Origin of the sequence: Roseomonas sp. 18066, assembly GCF_902706185.1 — a bacterium.
GTDB lineage: Bacteria > Pseudomonadota > Alphaproteobacteria > Acetobacterales > Acetobacteraceae > Pseudoroseomonas.
In genome coordinates this window covers 1-433 of the sequence record NZ_CACSJM010000372.1, presented here as the reverse complement: position 1 = coordinate 433, position 433 = coordinate 1, and the positions used below count along the sequence as shown (strand labels likewise).

General features: G+C 76.2%; 1 protein-coding gene. It reads left to right on the top strand.

The window, feature by feature from the left end; genetic code table 11:
• Nucleotides 1–111: 111 nt before the first annotated feature.
• Nucleotides 112–433, top strand: a 322-nt coding sequence (locus GVN67_RS29295) for a cell envelope integrity protein TolA (protein ID WP_200845459.1), incomplete at its 3' end; no start/stop codon positions are given.

Below are 433 nucleotides of genomic sequence, written 5' to 3'. Positions count from 1 at the left end.
GGGGTGGCCCTGGTGGCGGGCGGGTCGGCGCCCTAGAGTCAGGCGCGCGTTTTCATCTGGCGCGCGTTTTCGTCCCGAAGGTCCCGCCTTGCCCGTGAGCCGCCCCGCCGCATGAGCCTGTCCGCCGCCATCCCGCTGCTGGGACCGCGGGGCGCCAGGGCGCGCCGGCGGCTGAGCTGGGCGCTGGCCATCTCGCTGCTGCTGCATATCCTGCTGGGCGTGGCGCTGCTGCTGTGGCCGCAGCAGAAGCCGATGCCGGAACCCTCGGGCGAGCAGGGGGTGGAGGTGGTGTTCCAACCCTCCTCCGAAGGGCCGCCGCTGCCGCCGACGCAGGAGCCGGTGGGGGCGCCGCCCAGCGCCGGGGCCCTGTCACCGCTGGAAACGCCGGAGCCGGACGCGCCGCCGATGCCCTCGGTCCCGCCACCGCCGCCGC